Annotated in this window: 19 protein-coding genes and 1 rRNA gene; 2 read left to right on the forward strand and 18 right to left on the reverse strand. The window is 68.3% G+C overall.

What is annotated here, in order from left to right; translation table 11 throughout:
* The first annotated feature begins 55 nt into the window (after positions 1-55).
* Positions 56-1,555 (forward strand): APC family permease, encoded by a 1,500-nt coding sequence (locus tag ACPYN9_RS05120; protein WP_424464500.1) that lies wholly within the window; start codon positions 56-58, stop codon positions 1,553-1,555.
* Between the two features lie 83 nt (positions 1,556-1,638).
* Here the strand turns inward: ACPYN9_RS05120 and ACPYN9_RS05125 are convergent, their stop codons facing one another.
* The 17 genes from ACPYN9_RS05125 to ACPYN9_RS05205 all read right to left on the reverse strand — a co-directional run bounded on the left by ACPYN9_RS05125 (position 1,639) and on the right by ACPYN9_RS05205 (position 19,661).
* Complete coding sequence (locus ACPYN9_RS05125; RefSeq protein ID WP_424464502.1) at positions 1,639-3,090, reverse strand: glyceraldehyde-3-phosphate dehydrogenase; 1,452 nt, start codon at positions 3,088-3,090, stop codon at positions 1,639-1,641.
* Between the two features lie 279 nt (positions 3,091-3,369).
* Positions 3,370-4,917 carry a ribosome biogenesis GTPase Der gene (gene der / locus ACPYN9_RS05130; RefSeq protein WP_424464504.1) on the reverse strand — a complete coding sequence of 516 codons (1,548 nt, stop codon included), beginning with the start codon at positions 4,915-4,917 and terminating at the stop codon, positions 3,370-3,372.
* A complete protein-coding gene (locus ACPYN9_RS05135) occupies positions 4,910-5,704 on the reverse strand; it encodes a (d)CMP kinase (RefSeq protein WP_424464505.1) in 795 nt (264 codons plus the stop codon). Before ACPYN9_RS05135 ends, der begins: the two co-directional genes overlap by 8 nt.
* A complete protein-coding gene (locus tag ACPYN9_RS05140; protein WP_424464506.1) occupies positions 5,701-6,795 on the reverse strand; it encodes a prephenate dehydrogenase in 1,095 nt (364 codons plus the stop codon). The genes ACPYN9_RS05135 and ACPYN9_RS05140 overlap by 4 nt, the downstream gene beginning before the upstream one ends.
* A complete protein-coding gene (locus tag ACPYN9_RS05145) occupies positions 6,792-7,691 on the reverse strand; it encodes a pseudouridine synthase (RefSeq protein ID WP_424464545.1) in 900 nt (299 codons plus the stop codon). The genes ACPYN9_RS05140 and ACPYN9_RS05145 overlap by 4 nt, the downstream gene beginning before the upstream one ends.
* Positions 7,692-7,818: 127 nt before the next feature.
* Positions 7,819-8,415 carry an SMC-Scp complex subunit ScpB gene (gene scpB / locus ACPYN9_RS05150; protein WP_424464508.1) on the reverse strand — a complete coding sequence of 199 codons (597 nt, stop codon included), beginning with the start codon at positions 8,413-8,415 and terminating at the stop codon, positions 7,819-7,821.
* Positions 8,408-9,256: a segregation and condensation protein A gene (locus ACPYN9_RS05155; protein ID WP_424464510.1), complete on the reverse strand. Its 849-nt coding sequence runs from the start codon at positions 9,254-9,256 to the stop codon at positions 8,408-8,410. The genes scpB and ACPYN9_RS05155 overlap by 8 nt, the downstream gene beginning before the upstream one ends.
* The gene (locus tag ACPYN9_RS05160) at positions 9,240-10,112 is read right to left on the reverse strand and encodes a ParA family protein (RefSeq protein ID WP_424464512.1); all 873 of its coding nucleotides are present in this window, start codon (positions 10,110-10,112) and stop codon (positions 9,240-9,242) included. The genes ACPYN9_RS05155 and ACPYN9_RS05160 overlap by 17 nt, the downstream gene beginning before the upstream one ends.
* Positions 10,109-11,071, reverse strand: a complete 963-nt coding sequence (gene xerD / locus ACPYN9_RS05165; RefSeq protein WP_424464514.1) for a site-specific tyrosine recombinase XerD — start codon at positions 11,069-11,071, stop codon at positions 10,109-10,111. Before xerD ends, ACPYN9_RS05160 begins: the two co-directional genes overlap by 4 nt.
* Positions 11,072-11,081: 10 nt before the next feature.
* Positions 11,082-11,726, reverse strand: coding sequence for an NUDIX domain-containing protein (locus ACPYN9_RS05170; protein WP_424464515.1), 645 nt, complete (start codon positions 11,724-11,726; stop codon positions 11,082-11,084).
* A complete protein-coding gene (locus ACPYN9_RS05175) occupies positions 11,723-13,444 on the reverse strand; it encodes a CTP synthase (protein WP_424464517.1) in 1,722 nt (573 codons plus the stop codon). The genes ACPYN9_RS05170 and ACPYN9_RS05175 overlap by 4 nt, the downstream gene beginning before the upstream one ends.
* An 11-nt stretch (positions 13,445-13,455) precedes the next feature.
* On the reverse strand, positions 13,456-15,204 hold the full coding sequence (recN, locus tag ACPYN9_RS05180) for a DNA repair protein RecN (protein ID WP_424464519.1): 1,749 nt from the start codon (positions 15,202-15,204) through the stop codon (positions 13,456-13,458).
* A complete protein-coding gene (locus tag ACPYN9_RS05185) occupies positions 15,201-16,124 on the reverse strand; it encodes an NAD kinase (RefSeq protein ID WP_424464521.1) in 924 nt (307 codons plus the stop codon). The genes recN and ACPYN9_RS05185 overlap by 4 nt, the downstream gene beginning before the upstream one ends.
* Positions 16,121-17,002, reverse strand: a complete 882-nt coding sequence (locus ACPYN9_RS05190) for a TlyA family RNA methyltransferase (protein WP_424464523.1) — start codon at positions 17,000-17,002, stop codon at positions 16,121-16,123. Before ACPYN9_RS05190 ends, ACPYN9_RS05185 begins: the two co-directional genes overlap by 4 nt.
* A complete protein-coding gene (locus ACPYN9_RS05195; RefSeq protein ID WP_424464524.1) occupies positions 16,999-17,262 on the reverse strand; it encodes a hypothetical protein in 264 nt (87 codons plus the stop codon). The genes ACPYN9_RS05190 and ACPYN9_RS05195 overlap by 4 nt, the downstream gene beginning before the upstream one ends.
* Positions 17,259-18,296 carry an HAD-IIA family hydrolase gene (locus ACPYN9_RS05200; RefSeq protein ID WP_424464526.1) on the reverse strand — a complete coding sequence of 346 codons (1,038 nt, stop codon included), beginning with the start codon at positions 18,294-18,296 and terminating at the stop codon, positions 17,259-17,261. The genes ACPYN9_RS05195 and ACPYN9_RS05200 overlap by 4 nt, the downstream gene beginning before the upstream one ends.
* Before the next feature lie 120 nt (positions 18,297-18,416).
* On the reverse strand, positions 18,417-19,661 hold the full coding sequence (locus ACPYN9_RS05205) for a hypothetical protein (protein ID WP_424464528.1): 1,245 nt from the start codon (positions 19,659-19,661) through the stop codon (positions 18,417-18,419).
* On the opposite strand from ACPYN9_RS05205, the gene ACPYN9_RS05210 reads away from it, so the two are divergent.
* Positions 19,647-21,050: a hypothetical protein gene (locus ACPYN9_RS05210; RefSeq protein WP_424464529.1), complete on the forward strand. Its 1,404-nt coding sequence runs from the start codon at positions 19,647-19,649 to the stop codon at positions 21,048-21,050. The two genes, ACPYN9_RS05205 and ACPYN9_RS05210, sit on opposite strands and share 15 nt — an antisense overlap.
* A 254-nt stretch (positions 21,051-21,304) precedes the next feature.
* Here the strand turns inward: ACPYN9_RS05210 and rrf are convergent.
* Positions 21,305-21,421, reverse strand: a 5S ribosomal RNA gene (gene rrf, locus ACPYN9_RS05215).
* Between the last annotated feature and the right edge of the window lie 133 nt (positions 21,422-21,554).

Below are 21,554 nucleotides of genomic sequence, written 5' to 3' on the forward strand. Positions count from 1 at the left end.
CCCGCGCGTGGTCCTAAAACACTGGGGGAACACCTTGAGCTTTTTCCAAAGCCTGATGCGAACGAAGAGCATCGAGGCCTCGCTTGCGGACTCGCACTCCGAGGAACGATCGCTCAAGCGATCTCTCGGCGTGTGGGACCTCGCAATCATGGGCGTCGCCGTTGCCGTCGGCGCCGGCATCTTCTCCGTCGGAGCGAAGGCGGCCGCCAACAACGCCGGCCCGTCGATCACGATCGGCTTCCTGCTCGCTGCCGTCACCTGCGGCCTGGCCATCATGGCCTATGCCGAGTTCGCCTCGTCGGTGCCCGTCGCCGGCTCCGCCTACACCTTCACGTACGCGACGCTCGGCGAGCTGCTCGCCTGGATCATCGGCTGGGACCTCATCCTCGAGATGCTCTCCGCCGCAGCGGTCATCGCCAGCTACTGGGGCGTCTACCTCCAGGAGGTCGTGAACATCTGGGGCTGGGACATCCCGCCGAAGCTGAGCATCTTCGGCCTGTTCGAGCTGAACTGGGCCGCCTTCTTCATCGTCGCCGTGCTGACCACGCTGCTGGCGCTCGGCACGAAGCTGTCGTCTCGTGTGAGCGCCGTCCTCACGATCCTCAAGGTCGCGACCGTCCTCTTCGTCATCGTCGTTGGCGCGTTCTTCGTGAAGGTCAGCAACTACACGCCGTTCATCCCGCCGTCGCAGCCCGCTGCGGAGTCGGAGACCAACGTCTGGCACCAGTCGCTGTTCTCCTTCATGTCAGGCGCTGAGCCGAGCATGTACGGCGTCTTCGGACTCCTCGCCGGCGCATCCATCGTCTTCTTCGCCTTCATCGGCTTCGACGTCGTCGCCACGAGCGCCGAAGAGGTCAAGAACCCGAAGAAGAACCTTCCCCGCGGCATCTTCCTCGGCCTCGGCATCGTCACTGTGCTCTACCTCTCGGTCAGCCTCGTCATCACCGGCATGGTCTCCTACAAGGACCTCGCGGCATCGGAGGCTCCGTCGCTCGCGACCGCGTTCGTGCTCGTCGGCGCCGACTGGGCCGCGCAGATCATCTCCATCAGCATCCTCCTCGGCTTCACCACCGTCATCCTCGTGCTGCTCATGGGCCTCGCCCGCGTGCTGTTCTCGATGAGCCGCGACGGCCTGCTGCCGCAGTCGTGGAGCATCACCAGCGAGAAGCGCAAGACGCCGATCCGCCTGCAGATTGGCGTCGGCATCGCCGTCGCGCTGCTCGCCGGGCTCACGAACGTCGATTGGCTCGAGGAGATGATCAACATCGGCACGCTCTCCGCGTTCGTGCTGGTGAGCCTGTCCATCCTCGTGCTCCGCAAGAAGTACCCGAACCGCGAGCTCGCCTACCGCATGCCGTGGTCGCCGTTCCTGCCGATCCTCTCGGCGGTGCTGTGCTTCTGGCTCATGCTCAACCTGTCGACGCTCACCTGGCTCCGCTTCGCTATCTGGCTGGCGATCGGGTTCGCAATCTACTTCCTGTACAGCCGCCGCAACTCGCGGCTCGGCAAGGAGCGAGCCTCGTACACCGAGATCCTGGGCGCAGAGCTCAAGTAGCCCGAGCCTGCACCAGCACAACAGCGACGGCCCCGCTCTCCAACCGGAGAGCGGGGCCGTTCGCTTGACGAGGCGACTCGCGCCTAGAGCTGCGAAAGCTCCTTGCGGTGCGGCACGATGGGCGGCTGCACGCCACCGAGCTGCTCGATAATGCGCACCACCTGCGTCGAGTAGCCGAACTCGTTGTCGTACCAGACGTACAGCACGAGGTTCTTCCCCTCGGCGATGGTCGCCAGGCCGTCCACGATGCCGGCCCGCGTCGTACCGACGAAGTCGGTGGAGACGACCTCGCTCGACTCGATGTAGTCGATCTGCTGACGGAGCACCGAGCTCAGCGAGACCTGGCGCAGGAAGTCGTTGATCTCCCCGCGGGTGGTGGGCCGCTCGAGCGTCAGGTTGAGCACGGCCATCGAGACGTCCGGCGTGGGAACCCGGATCGCGTTGCCCGTAAGCTTCCCCTCGAAGTGCGGGAGGGCCTTGGCGACGGCCTTCGCGGCGCCGGTCTCCGTGATCACCATGTTGAGGCCGGCCGCGCGCCCACGCCGGTCGCCCTTGTGGAAGTTGTCGATGAGGTTCTGGTCGTTCGTGAACGAGTGCACCGTCTCGACGTGGCCGTGCACGACGCCGTAGCGCTCGTCGATGACCTTGAGCACCGGGGTGATCGCGTTCGTCGTGCACGATGCGGCCGAGAGGATGCGGTCGTCGTCGGTGATGCCCGCGTTGTTGATGCCGTAGACGATGTTCTTCAGTTGACCCTTGCCGGGCGCGGTCAGCAGCACGCGGCGAACGCCGGGGCTCTGCAGGTGCTGGGAGAGCCCTTCTGCGTCGCGCCAGCGGCCCGTGTTGTCGACGACGATGGCGTCACGGATGCCGTACGACTCGTAGTCGACGGTTGCGGGGTCGTTCGAGTAGATGACCTGGATGACCGTGCCGTTGGCCTGGATCGTGGATGCATCCTGGTCGACCGAGATAGAGCCGGCGAACGCGCCGTGCACGGAGTCGCGGCGCAGGAGGCTGGCACGCTTCTCGAGGTCGTTGTCGCTCCCCTTGCGCACCACGATGGCCCGCAGGCGCAGGCCACGTCCGGTCCCGGCGTGCGCGATGATGATGCGCGCCAGCAGGCGTCCGATGCGGCCGAACCCGTAGAGCACGACGTCGGCCCCGGAGTCTGGCGAGCCCGTGCCGATGACCTCGAGCAGCTGGGTGGCGAGGAAGGTGTCGAGGTCCTCCCCCTGCGCGGCGAACCGAGTCGCGAGCTCGCCGAGGTCGATCGAGGCCGTCCCGAGGTCGAACTCCTGCAGGCGCTCGAGGATGGGCAGCGTCGCGTCCAGCGACAGCTCGACGTCATTGATGCGTCGCGCGAAGCGGTGCGCCTTGATGATGTCGATGGCGGACAGGTTGATGAGTCGGTGACCGTAGATCGAGGTCACGACGTTTCGTGTGCGGTACAGGTTCCCGATGAGCGGGATCATCCGCTCGGCGATGCCGACTTTCTCCAGCCACTCGTGCTGCGTCTGCTCGGACTTTTCCATCATCGAATGGGACCCCTCAACGTCGAAAGTTCACGCCTGACAACCAGGCACAAGCAAAATCGTACGGTTCTGCGTCCCACGACGCGGGCGAAACCGCGGCCGCGAGCGTCCTCGTCTTCACGTCAGGTGAAAAATCGCCGTTCTTTCCGAACGACGCGTGCCGCCACTCGCCGATGTGGCCCTCCCGGTCGCCGCGACGGAGGAAGGGCCAGCCTCCTCGCCCCAGACGGGTCGACGTGGACTGGCCCCACCGAGCGCGAGCGCTCGATCAGCTGCGCTCGATCAGCTGCGCTTGGCCCGCTTCTCGCGGACGCGCATGTTCGTGATGATGGGTGACCCCTCGAAGCCGTACACCTCGCGCAGGCGTCGCTGAATGAAGCGGCGGTACCCGGGGTCGAGGAACCCGGTCGTGAAGAGTACGAATGTCGGCGGCCGGGTCTGCGCCTGGGTGCCGAACAGGATGCGCGGCTGCTTGCCGCCGCGCAGCGGGTGCGGGAACTCCGCCGTGAGTTCCGCGAGGAACGCGTTGAACTTGCCCGTAGGGATGCGCGTGTCCCACGAGTCGAGCGCAAGCTCGAGGGCGGGGACGAGCTTCTCCAGGTGGCGGCCGGTCTTCGCCGAGATGTTGACGCGGGGCGCCCAAGCCACGTGGGCGAGGTCGCGCTCGACCTCGCGCTCCAGTTGCCAGCGACGTTCGTCGTCCAGCATGTCCCACTTGTTGAACGCGAGCACCAGCGCGCGGCCCGATTCGAGGACCAGGTCGATGATGCGCAGGTCCTGGACGTTCACGGGCTCGGTCACATCGAGGACGACCACGGCGACCTCGGCCTTCTCGAGCGCGGCGGTCGTGCGCAGCGAGGCGTAGAAGTCGGCCCCCTGCTGCAGGTGCACGCGGCGGCGGATACCGGCCGTGTCGACGAAGCGCCAGATCTTGCCGCCGAGTTCGACCTGCTCGTCGACCGGGTCGCGGGTGGTGCCCGCGAGCGAGTTGACGACCACTCGTTCCTCGCCTGCCGCCTTGTTGAGCAGGCTGGACTTTCCGACGTTCGGCCGCCCGAGGATCGCGACGCGGCGGGGTCCGCCGATCTCTTCCTTCGCGACCTTCGAGACCTCGGGGAGGATCTCGATGACCTTGTCGAGGAGGTCCGCGACGCCGCGGCCATGCACCGCGGAGACGGGCCAGGGCTCACCGAGACCGAGGCTCCACAGTTGGGCCGCGTTCGGTTCCTGCACTGCGTCGTCGACCTTGTTCGCCACGAGGATGACGGGCCGGTCGGTGCGGCGGAGGAGTTTCACGACGTGCTCGTCCGTGGCGGTCGGGCCGACGTTCGCGTCGACGACAAAGAGCACGGCGTCGGCCAGCTCGACGGCGATCTCCGCCTGCTGCGCGACCGAGAGGTCGATGCCCTTGGCGTCAGGCTCCCAGCCGCCGGTGTCGACGATCGTGTACCAGCGGTTGTTCCATTCGGCCTTGTACGAGACGCGGTCGCGGGTCACGCCCGGGGTGTCTTCGACCACGGCCTCCCTGCGGCCGATGATGCGGTTGACGAGCGCGCTCTTGCCGACGTTCGGGCGGCCGACGACCGCGAGCACCGGCAGCGCTGGCAGGTAGGTGATCGCGTCGCCGTCCTCGGATGCTCCGAGGAGCACTTCGAGGTCGTCTTCTTCGAGCTCGTAGTCGTCGAGGCTCTGGCGGAGCGCCTGCGTGCGCTTCTCGACGACGGTCTCGTCGAGCCCGTCGAGGCGAGCGACCAGCTCCTCGCCGCCTGCTTCGTCGAACTCCACTGAGTCCTCCGTGCTCTCGTCGCTGCGTCCTTGATCGTCAGTCATCGTGACTCCTTCGTGTTGTCGTGTCTGGCAGCGCATGGGCGGCTGCCAGCGACGGTGCTGTCGTCTGGAGCGGATCGGGGGTCGCTGACGCGACGATCCGCAGGAATGCCTCGACGGACTGCTCGAAGTCGAGCGTCGTGGTGTCGAGCACGGTGACGCCGTCCTCGGCGTCGGTGAAGTTGGTGACGGCGGCGTCCCGGGCGTCGCGTGCCGAGACGGATGCGGCGACCGCGGCGGCTGCCTCACCTGGCTTCTCGCCCGCCCGGCGAGCGATGCGCACGGCTTCGTCTGCCGTCATGAGGATGCGCGCGGGGGCGTCCGCGGCCACGACGGTCGTGATGTCCCTGCCCTCGGCGATGATGCCAGGGCTCGTGGTGCCTGCCATGGTGCGTCGGAAGAGCGCCGTCAGCGCCTGCCGCGCGGCGGGCACGCGGGAGACCCGCCAGACCTCTCCGGAGATCGCGGTGTCTCTGATGTGCTCGGAGACATCGGTGTCGCCCACGCGAACCCAGCGCTCGTCCGGGCTCTGCGAGATGCTGTAGGTGTCGACGAAGGTCGGCAGCAGGGCCTCAACGGCGGTCGCGTCTTCGAGGTCGATGCCCCGCTCGACCGCAAGCCACGTGAGCGCACGGTAGGCCGCCCCTGTGTCCAGGTACCCGAAGCCGAGGCGTCGGGAGCTCTCGCGGCAGACGCTCGATTTGCCGGAGCCGGCGGGACCGTCTACGGCGACGACGAGCGGTACGCGCTCGCGCGGTGTGCTGGGGCTGGGCTGTTCGGTGGTCGTCATGCGGCGATCCTCCATCCTCGCTGCTCGAGTTCGTCGATGAGCTTCGCCGTGGCCGATGGGACGACCGAGATCACGACGAGGCCCACGTTCGACGCCTGGGCGTGCTCCATGCGGAAGTCCTCGACGTTCACCTGCGCGTCGCCGACGTCGCCCATGAGGCGCGCGAGCTGGCCGGGCTTGTCGTCGATCATGACGGTGACCGAGTCGAACTCCCGTCGCGAGGAGCCGTGCTTGCCGGGGAGCCGTGCGACGCCTGCGTTCCCCGTGGCGAGCTGCTCGGCGATGACCCGCCCTGAGCCGCGTTCCTGGCTGCGTTCGAGCGCGCCTGCGACGCGGTCCAAGTCTGCCTGGAGCTTGCGGAGCACGGCGGCGGTGGGCGCGGCGTTGGCGGTCAGGATCTGCGTCCAGAGCACGGGGTCGCTGGAGGCGATGCGCGTGAGGTCTCGGAGGCCCTGGCCCGCGAGCGCCGTCGCGCCGTCCTCATCGTCCATCAGCCGCGAGGCCAGCAGCGTCGAGACGAGCTGGGGCACGTGCGAGACGAGTGCCACGGCCCGATCGTGGTCTTCAGCGGTCATGGTGACGGGGGTCGCGCCGAGATCGAGGGCAAGCCCCTCGATCTCCTGGAGCGCGAAGACGCTCGTCTGTTCGTGGTGTGCTATGACCCAGGGGCGGCCGACGAAGAGGTCGGCGCGTCCGGAGAGGGGCCCTCCGGTCTCGCGCCCTGCCATCGGGTGGGAGCCCAGGTAGCGGGAGATGTCGGCGCCTCGTTCGATGAGCTCGGCGAGTGGCGCCGACTTGACGCTCGCGACGTCGGTGACGATGGCGTCCGGCCAGCGCTCGAGCTCGGCCGCGACGACCTGGCCTGTGACGTCCGGGGGCACGCAGACGACGACGATGCGGGGTGTCTGCGCCGAGTCGTCGGCGGAGGCAAGGGTGCCGGCGCCGTAGTCGACGGCAAGCTGCAGCACTGACGGTGAGATGTCGTCGAGCTGGACGTCGACGCCGAGTCGGCGAAGCGCGTGGCCCACGCTGGTGCCGAGCAGCCCGGCACCGACGACTCGCACCGGGGAGTTGGTTCGAGTTGGCGTCATCGACGACCCTTCGATCTCGCACCAGGCGCCTGCCTGGGGGTTCGGCCCCGCTTCTGCTCCGTCGACGGGGTGGCCGACGGCGCTGGGGCGCCGCCCTCGCGTTGCCCGCCTGCTCGCCTGGCGAGCTTCAGGATGCGGCCGAGCTCCAGTGTAGTGAACTCCCGCATCTCGCCCTCGCGGAGCGTGCCGAGGTTCAGCGGACCGAAGCTGCGCCGCACGAGGGCGGTCACCGGGTGGCCGACTTCTTCGAGCATGCGGCGCACGATCCGGTTGCGGCCGGAGTGCAGCACGATCTCGACCAGCGACGCGGTCCGGCTGGGCTGGTCTGCCAAGAGCCGAGCGCTGTCCGCCTTGATGAAGCCGTCTTCGAGCTCGAAGCCCTGACGCAGGCGCTGCAGGGCCTTCGCCGACACCCGACCATCGACGCGGGCGATGTAGGTCTTTTCGACGCCGAAGGAGGGATGCGCGAGCACGTGTGCGAGCTCGCCGTCGTTGGTCAGGATGAGAAGGCCACTCGTGTCGCTGTCGAGCCGGCCGACGTTGTAGACGCGCTCCGCGAACTCCCTGGTGAACTCGCGGAGGTCCGGGCGTCCCTGCTCGTCCCGCATCGTCGAGACGACGCCGACGGGCTTGTTCAGCACGACGTAGCGCTTGCTCGCGTCGAGTTGGATCGGGGTGCCGTCGACCGCGACCTCGTCGCGGTCGGGGAAGATGCGGCTTCCGAGCTCAGTGACGACGACGCCGTTGACCTCGATGCGGCCCTGCGTGATGTACTGCTCGCAGACGCGTCGGGACGCAACGCCGGCAGCCGCGAGGGCCTTCTGCAGGCGCACGCCGTCGGTGCGCTCGGGGCCGGGGGCCTGCTCGCGGCCCGCGGCCTGCTCGCGTCCTGGCAGCGGGATGTCGTCGAAGTCGTCGAGCGAATAGCCGCCGTCCGGCCTCGCCTGCGCGGCCTGCCGGAGTGCCGCGGCCTCGTCGGCCGTGCGGTCGCGGTCGCCGCGGCGCGGTGCGCGCCCTCGCTGGTCACTCATGGAATCCGTCCTGTCCTTCGTCGAGCAGAGGTGAAATCTTGGGAAGCTCGTCGAGCGAGTTGAGGCCAAGGTGTACAAGCAGCGTCTGGGTTGTGACGTAGCGGATGGCCCCCGTCACTTCGTCGTGGCCGTCTTCTGCGATGAGGCCACGTGCTACCAGAGTACGCACCACCGAGTCGACGTTCACGGCGCGCACCTGCGCCACCTGCGAACGCGTGATGGGCTGGCGGTAGGCGATGACCGCCAGCGTCTCGAGCGCGGCCTGGGAGAGTTTGGACGGCTGGCGGGTGAGCACGAAGTCGGCGACGATGTCGTCGAGGTTCTCGCGCACGTACAGGCGCCACCCGCCCCCAACCTCGCGCAGCTCGAAGCCGCGCTCTGGACCTCCGAGGTCGCCGTTGTAGTCGGCGACAAGACGGCCGACGGATGCGCGCACGTCGGAGACGGGGCGGCTCACGGCGCCTGCGATGGTCACGAGCGACAGCGGCTCGTCAGCGACGAAGAGGATGGCTTCGACGGCGCGGTCGAGGGCGACGCCGGGGCCGTCCCCTACTGAGCGCTGCGCATCCGTCGCCTTGGGGTCAGTCATCGTCGTCTCCGAGGCTTGCGAGCAGGGCCGCATCCCATTCTTCCGCGTCCCAGCGCACCGTGAGCTCCCCCAGCGGCGTCTCCTGCTCGAAGCTGAGCGCCGCCCTGCGGTAGAGCTCGAGAAGCGCGAGGAATCGCGCGATGATGACGCCGCGAGCGCCCGCGTCTGCGACGAGCTCGCGGAACGTCCGCGGCTCGCCGTCCTGCAGCATCGCGGCCATGATCCGCGCCTGCTCGCGGATGCTCACCTTCGGCGCGTGGAGATGCGTGAGCCCGACGGTCGGGATCTCGCGCGGCGCGAGGGCCAGCGCGGCGAGGGCCGCGAAGTCGGCGGCCGAGAGCGTCCAGACGAGATCCGGGATGCGTTCACGGAACTTCGCCTCGAGCGGGACCGCGCGGGTCGTGCGCTGCCCCTCGACGCCGAGGGCCGCGGCGAACCAGACGGACACCTCCTTGAAGGCCTTGTACTGGAGGAGGCGGGCGAAGAGCAGATCTCTGGCCTCGAGGATCGCCACGTCCTCCGCATCCACGTACTCCCCCTGCGGCAGCAGGCTGACGATCTTCATGTCGAGCAGCGTCGCGGCGACGACGATGAACTCGCTCGCACGGTCGAGCTCCTCCGGAGTCGACAGGTCGTCGAGGTAGCCGATGAACTCGGCCGTGACCCGACTGAGCGACACCTCCGTGATGTCCATCTCGTGCTTCGAGATGAGCGTCAGCAGCAGGTCGAAGGGGCCCTCGAAGTTGGTCAGCGAGACCCGGAAGTCGGTGTCCGGCGACGCCTCGACGTCGGGTGAAGCTGCGATGCCCCTCGCGGTCAGGCCGCTAGGCGACGGCGCCACGATCGACCAACTCGCGCGCGAGCTGGTGATAGGCCTTTGACGCGGTGTGCTCTGGAGCGAAGCGGACGATGGGGACGCCGGCGACCGAGGCGTCGGGGAACTTCACCGTGCGCCCGATGACGGTGTCGAAGACCTGGTCTCCGAAGGCCTCGTAGACGCGATCGAGCACCTCACGCGAGTGCAGGGTGCGACCGTCGTACATCGTGGGCAGGATGCCGTCGAGCTCGAGCGACGGGTTGAGGCGGTCGCGCACCTTGTCGACGGTCTCGACGAGCAGCGCCACACCGCGAAGTGCGAAGTACTCGCACTCGAGCGGGATGATGACGCCGTGGCTCGCCGTGAGCGCGTTGACGGTGAGGAGACCAAGCGAGGGCTGGCAGTCGACGATGATGACGTCGTACTCGCTCGAGACCTTCCGGAGCACGCTCGCGAGGATCTGTTCGCGGGCCACCTCGGTGACGAGGTGCACCTCGGCGGCCGAGAGGTCGATGTTGGCTGGCATGACGTCGAGGCCAGGGAACGCGGTCGACTGGATGACGTCGTGGGGGTCCTTCACCGTACCGATGAGCAGGTCGTAGACCGTCGGCACGTCGTACGTGCGGATGCCAAGCCCGGCGCTGAGCGCTCCCTGCGGGTCGAAGTCGACGGCCAGCACACGTCGCCCGTAGAGCGCGAGGGACGCGCCCAGGTTGATGCTCGTGGTGGTCTTGCCCACGCCGCCCTTCTGGTTGCACATCGAGATGATGCGCGCGGGGCCGTGGCTCTCGAGTTCCTCGGGCACGTCGAAGTGGTTGTAGAGTCGCGTCGACACCGCGCTTGCGCTGCGGGGCGTGGATTCGATCGTCTCTTCGCTCATGACCTCTGCATCCTATCCCCGCCCTGGCCTCCGACGATGGTGGCGCGCGGATGGCTGCTCGCGTACACGTCACGCAGGGTGTCCGCCGTCACGAGGGTGTAGATCTGGGTCGTCGAGACCGACGCGTGCCCGAGCAGCTCCTGCACGACGCGCACGTCCGCGCCGCCCTCGAGCAGGTGCGTCGCGAAGGAGTGCCGCAGGGTGTGCGGTGAGACTCGGCCCGCGAGGTCGGCGCGGGTGGCGATCGCGTCCAGCAGGTTGAACGCGCTCTGCCTGGAGAGGCGCGCTCCCCTGGTGCCGAGGAACAGCGCGGGAGTCGAGCTCCCCCGGGTCGAGAGCTCCCGCCTCGCGCGCACGAGGTAGCGATCAAGGGCCTTCTGCGCGAAGCTGCCCACCGGGACGATCCGTTGCTTGTTGCCCTTGCCGCGGACACGGAGCACACCAGGCTCGAGGAGGTCGTCGACGTTGAGGTCGACCAGCTCGGAGATGCGAGCTCCGCTCGCGTAGAGCAGCTCGACGAGCGCCGTGTCGCGCATCGCTTCGAGCGTCTCGCCGTCCGCCGCCTGGAGCAGACGCTCGACTTCGCCGACGCTGAGCGCCTTGGGGAGCCGCGACGGGAGTTTCGGTGCGCGTACGCGCGAGGTCGGATCGGCGGTGAGCGCCCCCTCGTCGACCAGGAAGCGGTGGAAGCCGCGCACCGATGAGAGTGCTCTGGAGATGGAGGAGGACGCGAGGCCCTCGACGTCCTTGAGCTGCGCGAGGAACGCCGAGACGACCTCCGGCGTGGCCGCCGAGAGGGACCCGCATCCACTCGCCTCGAGCCATCCGAGGTACTTGGCGAGGTCGCGTCGATACGCGCCGAGGCTGTTGGCCGACAGGCCTCGCTCGATCGTCAGGTGTCTGAGGTAGGTGTCGAGCAGCGCCGCGTCCGAAGTCGCCCCGCTCGAAGCTGCCGCCATGGCGAGCCGTCTAGTCCGGGCGGCCGGGCGAACGCGTCGGCCACGCCGCGCTCGCCGGGCGAAGCGTCGACCAGTCGCGCTCCTTGGCGAGGTGGAGGGCCATGACCCCCGAGATCACGAACGGGTTCTGGACCGAGCCGTCGAGGACGGCGTCGAGCGCCTCGGACACGGCAACCCATCGCCGCTCGAGCTCCGCCTCCTCACCGTTGCGGGCGAACGCCTCAGGTGTCGCGGAGACGCCGCGCGCCAGGTAGACGCGCACGTTCTCGCTGCTGCCGCCAGGCGACGTGTACTGGTCGAGGAGCACATCCCATCGCTCGGCTACGAGGTCGACCTCTTCGGCCAGCTCGCGCTTGGCGGCGTCGAGCGGATCTTCGCCCGGCGCGTCGAGGAGGCCGGCGGGGAGCTCCCAGTCACGGCGTCCGACGGGGTGACGGTACTGACGGATGAACAGGATGCGGTCAGCGTCGTCGAGCACCAGCACGGCGACCGCGCCGGTGTGCGCCATGAACTCGCGGGTCAGCTCCTCGTCGCCGAATCTGAACCGCTCGCGGACCACGTCCCAGACCGCACCGTGGAACACGACGCTCGACTCGAGCACCGTGTCTTCCGCGACCTCGTCAGCGAACGGCCCTGGAGCGGCGGCCCCGGTCACTGCTGAACCTGCTCCGCGTCCTGCACGTTCTCCTCGACGTCGACGAGCCGACCGGAGCGCTGGCGCTCGAGGCCAGCGGCAACCAGACCCGCGAAGAGCGGATGCGCGCTGTTCGGGCGCGACTTCAGCTCGGGGTGCGCCTGCGTCGCGACGTAGAAGGGGTGCACGTCGCGCGGCAGCTCGACGTACTCGACGAGCGTTCCGTCCGGGGAGAGCCCCGAGAACTGGAGGCCGGCCTCCGCGATCTGCTCGCGGTAGGCGTTGTTCACCTCGTACCGGTGGCGGTGGCGCTCTTCGACCAGCGTCGAGCCGTAGAGCTCCGCGATGATCGAGCCCTCGTCGAGCGCGGCCGGGTACGAGCCCAGACGCATGGTGCCGCCCATGTCGCCGGTCTCGATGATGTCGACCTGCTCCGCCATCGTCGCGATGACAGGGTTCGGCGTCTCCGGGTCGAACTCCGAGGAGCTCGCGTCGGTGATGCCGACAACGTTCCTGGCGTATTCGATGACCATGCACTGCATGCCGAGGCAGAGGCCGAGGGTCGGGATGCCGTTGTCGCGAGCGAAGCGCAGGGCGCCGAGCTTCCCCTCGATGCCGCGGATGCCGAAGCCGCCTGGCACGCAGATCGCGTCGACGTCGCTCAGCTGCGCGGCGGCGCCGTCGTGGGTCTCGCACTCGTCCGATGGGATCCAGCGCAGCTTCACGAGCGTCTGGTTGGCGAAGCCGCCCGCGCGGAGCGCCTCGGTGACCGACAGGTAGGCATCCGGCAGGTCGATGTACTTGCCGACGAGGCCAACCGTGATCTGGTGCTTCGGGTGGTGCACAACCTCGAGCAGACGCTCCCAGGCGCTCCACTCGATAGGCTGCGCGGGCAGCGAGAGCTGCTCGATGATGTACTCGTCGAGGCCCTGCTCGCGCAACACGCGAGGAATGTCGTAGATCGACGGCAGGTCGATGGTGTTGACGACTGCACGCTCCGGCACGTCGCACATGAGCGCGATCTTGCGCTTGTTGCCCTCGGTCACGGGACGGTCGCTGCGAAGCACGAGTGCGTCGGGCTGAATGCCGGCGGAGCGGAGCGCTGCGACGGAGTGCTGCGTCGGCTTCGTCTTCTGCTCGCCTGACGCGCCCATGAACGGCACCAGCGAGACGTGGACGAAGAAGACGTTGTCGCGTCCCAGCTCGTGACGAAGCTGCCGCGCCGACTCGATGAAGGGCTGCGACTCGATGTCGCCGATCGTGCCGCCGACCTCGGTGATGATCACGTCGGGGCGGGGTTCTTCGCTGGCCTGGAGGCGCATGCGACGCTTGATCTCGTCGGTGATATGCGGGATGACCTGCACCGTGTCGCCAAGGTACTCGCCGCGGCGTTCCTTGGCGATGACACTCGAGTAGACCTGACCGGTCGTGACGTTGGCGGACTGGGCGAGGTCGACGTCGAGGAACCGCTCGTAGTGGCCGATGTCGAGGTCGGTCTCCGCGCCGTCTCCGGTGACGAAGACTTCACCGTGCTGGAACGGGTTCATCGTGCCGGGATCGACGTTGAGGTACGGGTCGAGCTTCTGCATGACGACGCGCAGGCCGCGGGCCCTGAGAAGGTTGCCCAAGCTGGCAGCGGTCAAGCCCTTGCCGAGCGAGGAGACGACGCCCCCGGTCACGTAGATCTGCTTGACAACGGCCTGGTCGTTTCCCGCAACTGGGATATCTGCGCTAGTCACGGAATTCCATACTAGACGACGGACCGTGATCCGTCTGCGCCTGGCGCGGCGCGATTCGCCGCCGCGAGCTCCAGCAGCTCCTCCGCGTGCGCGTTGCCGGTCTCGCTGTCGGAGAGGCCAGACAGCAGCCTCGCGATCTCCTGGGTCCGGTCGGCCCCGCTGATTCGGCGGATGCTAGACGTGGTGAACTGACCGTCACTGGATTTCTCGATGCTGATGTGGTTGTCCGAGAAGGCCGCGACCTGTGCCAGGTGCGTGACGACGATGACCTGCGCGTTCGCGGAGAGCCGCTGTAGCCTGCGGCCGATCTCGATGGCGGCAGATCCCCCGACACCCGCGTCGACCTCGTCGAAGACGAGCGTCGGCACGGAGCTGACATCGGCGAGCACCACCTCGAGGGCGAGCATCACGCGCGAGAGTTCGCCACCGGATGCACCTTTGCCGAGCGGGGCAGGCTCGGTGCCGGGGTGGGGGCGGAGCAGGAACGCGACTCGGTCGCCACCGTGGGCGGCGATGTCGTCGAGCGGAGAGATCTCGACCGTCAGCTGTGCTGCAGGCATCGCGAGCGCGTGCAGCTCATGCGTGACCCGTTCCTCCAGCACCGTCGCCGTCGCCTCGCGCAACGCGGTGAGGCGTGCCGCGGTGGTGGCGAGCGTCTGCTCTGCCTCCGCGATCTGCGTCTCGAGTTCCTGGATGCGCGTGGAGTCGTTCTCGAGCTCGAGCAGCTGCATGCCCGCCTGCGCGCCGAGCTCGATGACGTCGTCGAGGGTCGGCCCGTAGGTCCTGGTGAGGCTCGTGAGCAGCGTGAGCCGCTCGTTGAGCTGGGCCAGCTCGCCGCTGCCCTCCGCCTCCAGGCTGTCGAGGTAGCTGGCCAGCCGAAGCCCAAGCTCGTCGACCGCGAAGGAGACATCTGCCGCGGCTTGACCGAGTTCAGCCAGAGCCGGGTCGCTCGACGCGGCGCTGTCGATGAGGGCACGGGACTGGGAAACGAGCTCCGCGGCGCTCGCCGCTCCCTGACCTCCGAAGCCGGCCGAGCTGTCGCCGGCGAGGAGTTCGTGGGCCTGCCCGACGTCGCGACGCAGCGCCTCGAGGTTCGAGAGGCGTTCGATACGTGCGAGCAGGGCGACGTCCTCCCCCGCCTGTGGTTCAGCCGGCTCGATGTCGGCCAACGCGCGGCGAAGCCGCGCGGCTTCGAGCTCACGCTCCGCCTCGGCGTCGCTCAGCGTTTGCAGTTCGGCACGAAGGTCCGCGCGACGCGCGTGCGCCTCGCGAACCGCAGCTCTCGCGCCGTGCAGCTCTTCGCCGCCAAACGCATCCAGAGCCGCTCGCTGCGCGCCCTCGCTGCGCAGACGCCATTGGTCGCTCTGGCCGTGCACGACAACGAGTCGTTCGCCGAGGTCGGCGAGGATCGACGCTGGTACCCCGCGCCCACCGAGCCACGCACGGCTTCGTCCCTCAGCTCCGACCTGGCGGGCGACGAGCAGCTCGTCGTTCTCGTCGAGCTCCGCTCCCGCGTCCGCCGCAAGCCGAGCGGCGGGGCTGTCCGCATCCAGCTGCCATCGCCCCTCCACCACGGCCTTGCTCGCCCCCGAGCGCACCGCGTCCGCCGACGCGCGTCCGCCCCTGAGCAGTCCGAGCGCGGTCACGATCATGGTCTTGCCCGCGCCGGTCTCACCCGTGATCGCGGTGAACCCCGGACCGAGCGGAAGTTCGGCGCGTTCGATCACGCCGAGCCCTGAGATGTCGATGTCAAGAATCATGCGCGTGCGGGCCCTCGCCATCCTGAAGTTGGAAGTTGGAACTTTTCGACAAGTCGTTTGCTGAACGGCGCCCGATGCAGGCGGGCGAGCCGGATCGGCGCCCCGCCCCTGGTTGCGGTCACCCGGGAGCCGGCCGTCAGGTCGAACGTGCGGCGACCGTCGCACCACAGCACGCCGGGCGTCCCCGTCCGCGGGACGATCTCCACCGCCAAGGTCGAGCTCGGACCGACCACAATGGGCCGGGCGAACAAGGCGTGCGCGCTGATCGGCACCAGCAGCAGCGCCTCCACCGTCGGCCAGACGATCGGTCCGCCCGCCGAGAACGAGTACGCAGTCGAGCCGGTCGGCGTCGAGAAGATCGCCCCATCCGCGCCGAAGCTCAGGAGCGGCTGGCCGTCGACCTCGAGCGCGAGCTCGAGCATCCGCTCTCTGCTCGCCTTCTCGATGGAGGCCTCGTTGAGCGCCCACGTCTCGTAGACCGTCTCGCCGCCGAGCGTGACCCGCACGTCCAAGGTCATGCGCTCTTCAACGCTGTAGTCGCGCTCGAGGGCACGGCCGAGCGCATCGGCGAGCGAGTCCCGCTCGCTCTCCGCGAGGAAGCCGACGTGGCCTAGGTTGACGCCAAGGATGGGGGTTCCCGCGTCGCGCACCAGCTCAGCGGCGCGCAGGATGGTGCCGTCTCCCCCGAGCACGATCGCGATCTCGACCTCGTCGGCCGTCAGCTGCTCGCCGAGGGCCACCGTCGTCCGCGGCACCCGATTGCGATCGAGTCGCACCAGCTCCCGGTACGTCGCCGGCTCGAGCACGGGCGTGACCCCCGCGTCGTCGAGCAGCTGCAGCACGGTCATGGCAGCCTCGATGGCGTCCTCACGTGCCACGTGACTGACGACGAGGATGCGTCGCGTCGAGTTCTCGCTCATCGATCTGCCTCCAACTCCTCCGCTTCGACGATGGCTCGTCGCAGCGCCTCGAGTCTGTCAGCCTCCGCTGGACTCGAGCTTGCCGACGTGCGGAAGACGGCGACGAATTCCGAGTTTCCGTGGGTTCCGACGATCGGCGAAGGCCGGAGCGACACCAGCTCGAGGCCGCAGCTCGCAGCTTCAACGAGGACGCGCTCGATCGCCGGCGCAACGAGTCTGCGATCGTGCACGATGCCGCCTTTCACGCCCGTGCGCCCCACCTCGAACTGCGGCTTGATGAGCAGCACGGCGTCGACGATGCCAGGGGCCATCGCCATGATGGGCGCGATCACCTTCGTCAAGGAGATGAACGAGAGATCGCCAACGACGAGATCGATGTCGACGGACCGCACGGGCGACGCCGCGGCCGCGAGCAGCTCGTCGAGCTGGGGTGCGTCAACGAAGCGAGCATTCACGCCCTCGAGGTTCGTGACCCGCGTGTCGCCGCGCACGGCTGGAGCGAGTTGGTCGTGGCCCACATCCAACGCGATCACATGGCGGGCGCCGCGCGCGAGCAACACCTGCGTGAACCCGCCAGTAGAGGCGCCCACATCGAGCGCGACTCGGCCCGTCGGATCGAGAGCAGGCACCGCGTCGAGCCCCGCGACAAGCTTGTGCGCGGCCCGGGAGACATAGTCGTCGCCCCCAGCGACGGCGAGGTGATCCGACGACGCGACCCGAATGCCCGTCTTGCTCGCTATCACGCCGTTGACCGACACGAGGCCTGACTCGATGAGCCGGGCGGCGGCAGTGCGGCTCCTGGCAAGTCCCCGACGAGTCAGCTCGGTGTCGAGGCGCGCGAGCGAGCCGCGCTCACCGCCCGCACTCGGCCCGCTCACGCGGATTCCCCGTCCAAGAGCTGGACGGGTGTGCTCTCAAGCAGCTGACCGAGCTGCTGGTGCAGGCGAGCGTACTCGGCAGCCCGCTCGCTGACCGGCAGCGTCGAGATTCGTTCGAGCTCCGCCGCCAGCTCCGCGTTGTCAGCGCTGTCACCGTCGGCGTTATCGCCCTTGTCGCTGCCCTCGCTGGTGGCCGCCTCGAGGCGCGACGCATCGGCCCCGTCCCGGGGCACCGCGAAGCCGGGGTCCTCCGCGTTCACGACGCCAGCTCCGAGTAGAGCACCTCCGGCACTCGGAGTGCGTAGATCAGCTTCTCTGAGGCCGCGATGGCGGCGCAGCCGGCGCGCAGCAGGTTGATCGGCGAGCTTCCGGCACGGTCGACGAGGACGTCGATGCCGCGAACCGTGACCTGCGCGTCGCCCACGCGAGCGACGGCGAGTTCGGCCTGAGGTCGCTCTGCCACCACCTTGGGGTACGGCAGCGACAGCTCACGGAGGTCGGTCAAAATGAAGTCTGGCCGCTGTCCCGGAGGCGCCGCGATGAGCTGCTTCGGGCGATCGACTCCGGTGAGCACAAACGCCGAGGTCATTCCGGCGTGCGCAGCGCCCTTGATGTCGGTGTCCAGACGGTCGCCGATGAAGAGCGCGTTCTTCGCATCGAACCGACGGACCGCCTCGTCGAAGATCGCCTTCTCGGGTTTGCCCGCGACAAGCGGGAGCTTCTGCACGGCCGTGTGCACGGCGGAGACGAGGGTGCCGTTGCCCGGCGCGATGCCTCTGGCGACAGGGATCGTCCAGTCCTGGTTCGTCGCGACCCACGGGATGTCGCGCGCGAGCGCGAACGACGCCTCCGCGAGGTGCTCCCAGCCGACGTGCGGCGCGAAGCCCTGAATCACTGCGTCCGGATTGTCATCGGCGGATCGGGTGACCCGGAAGCCGCCCTTCTCGAGCTCGTCGATCAGTCCGTCGCCACCGATAACGAGAATGAGCGAGCCGGGCGCCACCTTGGTCGCGAGGAGGCTGACCGCTGCCTGTGGACTGGTCACCACATCCTGCGCGGTCAAGGAGAGCCCAAGATCGCGGAGGTGACCCGCGACCTGCTCATCGGTCCGAGAGGCGTTGTTCGTGATGTACCCGGATCGGATGCCCGCCGCCACCAGCGCGTTGAGGCTCTCGACGGCGTGCGGGACGGGGTTCGGGCCCCGGTACACGACACCGTCGAGATCGGCCAGCACAACGTCGACGCCATCGAGTGGGGCGGGCCCGGTTCCCGTGCTCTTCTTGAACAATGCCATCTGGAGGTTCCTCGTCTCTCTCTGCCTACCGGTTCGCTGGGGTGCGGTGAAGGGCGTCGTGCGCGCGACAGCTGGATGCGGAGGCGGGACGGCGGCGTGCGCGCGCCGTCCCGCATCCACTCAGAGGTCGAAGAGCGGCTCTGGCTCGTCGCCCTTGCGCTTGTCTTCTTCCTCGGTTTCCGAGTCGTCAGCGTCAGCGTCAGCGTCAGCGGACCCCGTGTCCTGAGTCGCCGCAGCGGCCGGCTCTTCAGCCGTTCCTTCCTCGGCCTCGAGCGCTGCCGGGACGACGTCGAGCTCGACGTCGATTGCCACGGGGTCGGTCTCAGCCTCAGCTTCGGTCGCCGCCTCGGCGTCGTCCTCGAGCGCTTCGGCTTCCTGAGCCGCCGCAACGATCTCGTCAGCCTCTTCTTGGACCGACTCGACCTCGTCGTCCGCCTCAGCGTCAGCCTCGGCCTCGGCCTCGGTCACGATCTGCTCAGCATCCGCCTCAACGTCCTCGGCAGCCTCGGCCTCGGCCAGCAGCTCATCGACTTCGGCCTCGAGGTCATCGTCGTCCCGCGAGTACTGCACCTCGGCGTCCTCAGAGCCGGTAGCCTCCGTCGCATCGACGCGGACCTCCGGCGACGCCGTTGCCTCTTCCTCGTCCTCATCTTCGTCCGGCTCGAGCGGCGGGAACTCGCCCTCGGTGACGACCTCGATGGTCTCGTGCTCGTCGTGCTTCACCGCGTCGAGCGCATCCTGTGCCCGCGTGGCGAGGGCCGCCCAGCGCTCGGCGTCGGCGTCGCGTCCGAGCTCCTCGAGGACCGTCGCGTAGGCGCTGAAGAGCGCCGGGCTGTACGAATAGGCGCGCTTCGGGTCGAGCTGCGGGATCTCGAGTTCAGCGAGCGCAAGGTCAGGCGACCCCTGGTCCAGGCGGGCTCCGGACATCGCGATCGCCACCTGCACGAGCTCGGCCGGTCCGAGACCAGTGCGGTCGGCGGCGCGGCCCAGTTCGAGCGCGCGGTCCGGTCGACCCAGCCCGCGTTCGCTGTCGATCATGAGCGCCAGCTGGTCTTCCTTGCCGCTGATGCGGCGGTAGGTGCGCAGCTCGCGCAAGGCCAGCGCGTAGTCGCCGATCGTGTAGGCGGTGATCGCAAGCGTCTCCCGAACCATGGCGATGCGACCGCCACGGCGTGCAGCCGACACCGCATGCTGGTGCGCAAGCTCAGGATCGCTGTCGATCAGCACCGAGGCCATCACGAGGTGACGGGCAACAAACTCCTGGTTGGTCGCCTCCAACGTTTTGAGCTCGTTTCGGGCGCCCTTGGGCAGGTCCGACTCATTGACCTCGTCGGGAACGACGGGGTCAATGTGCTCTGCACGCACTGGGCGGAGCTCACGCGCCAGCAGCTCCTCCTCCGTCAGCTCCGGACGCTCCGGAGCCTGACGTCCGCGGCCACCCGCGGAGAATCCACGGTCGTCACGGCCACCACCCCTGCTGTTACCACGAGGGCCGGAGGAGCGACGCTCACCGTCACGGGGCGGGTACGACTTCCGCTCACCATCGCGGGGCGGGAAGCTCTTGCGCTCACCTCGATTGTCGCCGCGGTCGTCGCGGGAACCGAAGGAGCGACGCTCACCGTCGCGAGGCGGGTACGATTTCCGCTCACCATTACGCGGCGGGTACGACTTGCGCTCGCCACGGTTTTCGCCGCGGTCGTCCCGGGAACCGAAGGAGCGACGCTCACCGTCACGGGGCGGATACGACTTGCGCTCACCGTCACGCGGCGGGTACGACTTCCGCTCACCACGGTTCTCGCCGCGGTCATCGCGGGAACCGAAGGAGCGACGCTCGCCGTCGCGAGGCGCGTACGACTTCCGCTCACCATCACGAGGCGGGTACGACTTCCGCTCACCACGGTTCTCGCCGCGGTCATCGCGGGAACCGAAGGAGCGACGCTCACCGTCGCGAGGCGGGTACGACTTCCGCTCACCATCACGAGGCGGGTACGACTTGCGCTCACCACGGTTCTCGCCGCGGTCATCCCGCGAACCGAAGGAGCGACGCTCGCCGTCGCGAGGCGGATACGACTTCCGCTCACCATCACGAGGCGGGTACGACTTCCGCTCGCCACGGTTCTCGCCGCGGTCGTCCCGCGAGCCGAAGGATCGACGCTCGCCGTCGCGGGGCGGATACGACTTGCGCTCACCATCACGAGGCGGGTAGCTCTTGCGCTCACCACGGTTGTCGCCGCGATCGTCGCGGGAACCGAAGGAGCGACGCTCGCCGTCGCGAGGCGGGTACGACTTCCGCTCACCATCACGAGGCGGGTAGCTCTTACGCTCACCCCGGTTGTCGCCGCGATCGTCCCGCGAACCATAGGAGCGACGCTCGCCGTCGCGAGGCGGGTACGACTTCCGCTCACCCCGGTTATCACCGCGATCGTCCCGCGAACCGAAGGAGCGACGCTCGCCGTCGCGAGGCGGGTACGACTTCCGCTCACCATCACGAGGCGGGTAACTCTTGCGGTCGCCTCGTTGTCCGTCGCGCTCGCCGGTCCGGCCGGCGGAGTCCCGGCTGCTGAAGTTGCGCCGCTCCCCCTGGCCTCGTTCGCTGTTGCCGCCGTAGGGCTTGCGGTCGCCGTGCTGCTTGCGGTCCCCGCTGCGCGCGTTGTCATCCCGTCGGTTGCTCTGTCCGCCGCGTTCGTAGCGGTTTCCGCTTCCACGGTCGTTGTTCGGGCTGCGCCGATCGTTGTCGTTTGCGTCCATGAATAGCTCCTCGGGATGCGCTGTCGAATTGTTGTCGTGCTCGTATGGATGCGCCTCACCTTGGACGCGTGCGTCGCCACCAGCCTACGTCAACGCGCTTCCGCGCTCTGGAGGCGCGGAGTGCGCGACCAAGTGCGGGCTCGTCCTGCTGAGGGCACAGCGGGGTGACCAGTGGACATGGCGGCGCATGAAAAAAGCCGGGGTTGGTGGGTGAGGAGCATCGCTGCTCACTCACCTACCAACCCCGGCTCATCGAAGAAGTCCGGCGGTGACCTACTCTCCCACAGGGTCCCCCCTGCAGTACCATCGGCGCTGAGAGTCTTAGCTTCCGGGTTCGGAATGTGACCGGGCGTTTCCCTCTCGCTATGACCGCCGAAACACTATGGATACCCAATCATGTTCCGAACCACACCCCCCACCCTTACGGGTCGAGCGTGTGGTCGATTCTCGATCGTCTATCGAGAACCACAAAGTGGACGCGAACAGCAACAACATTCATGTGCATGTTTT

Source organism: Pseudoclavibacter helvolus (genome assembly GCF_049707175.1).
Classification (GTDB): domain Bacteria; phylum Actinomycetota; class Actinomycetes; order Actinomycetales; family Microbacteriaceae; genus Pseudoclavibacter; species Pseudoclavibacter helvolus_A.